The organism is Mycobacterium talmoniae, from assembly GCF_001854525.1.
Taxonomy (GTDB): domain Bacteria; phylum Actinomycetota; class Actinomycetes; order Mycobacteriales; family Mycobacteriaceae; genus Mycobacterium; species Mycobacterium talmoniae.
This window is the reverse complement of sequence record NZ_MLQM01000364.1, coordinates 1-761: the sequence shown is the minus strand read 5'-3', so window position 1 is coordinate 761 and position 761 is coordinate 1. Positions and strand designations below refer to the sequence as shown.

Below are 761 nucleotides of genomic sequence, written 5' to 3'. Positions count from 1 at the left end.
ATCCCCGCCCACCCGGCTCGAAGTTTCGGCCGCACAACGAGCCGGTCGCCGAGGTCCCGCCGCACCTGTTCGGGCGCTGGCGCCACGACCCGATCCTGCGGGTCTCGACGTTTCTCGCCGACATCGTGTTGCCCGCCTTCAGCGTCCTGATGCATCCACGGCGGGTCGCCGAACCGGATGTCACCCGGGTGCTGCGGGTGGCGGCCCGCGAGATCGTCGCGCACGACAAGGATGTGGTGGCGCTGACCCTGGTGGCCGGCGACGGGAAACCGTTGCCGCACTGGACGCCCGGTGCCCACCTGGATCTGCTGCTGGAATCCGGTCGGATGCGCGAGTACTCGCTGTGCGGGGACCCCGCCGACGCCGACAGCTACCGCATCGCGGTGCGCCGAATCCCCGACGGCGGTGGCGGCTCGGTGGAGGTGCACGAGACCCTGCGGGTGGGCGCCACGGTGCGGGTCAAGGGTCCCCGCAACGGCATGCCGATGGCCGTGCCCGGTTATGGCTCATCGGCGGGCCGGTTGCGGTTCGTGGCCGGCGGCATCGGCATCACCCCGATCCTGCCGATGATGCGCGCGGCCGAACGGCTCGGCCTGGACTGGTCGATGATCTACACCGGCCGATCCGCCGACACCATCCCGTTCCTCGCCGAGGTACAGGCGTTCGGCGACAAGGTGACGATCCGCACCGATGACACCCACGGGCTGCCCACCGCCGCCGACCTGATCGGCGATACCCCCACGCCCACCGCCCTTTACGCG

1 protein-coding gene is annotated in these 761 nt (G+C 71.0%); it reads left to right on the top strand.

What is annotated here, in order from left to right:
* Positions 1-761, top strand: a 761-nt coding sequence (locus tag BKN37_RS27385) for a ferredoxin reductase (RefSeq protein WP_071030446.1), incomplete at both ends; no start/stop codon positions are given.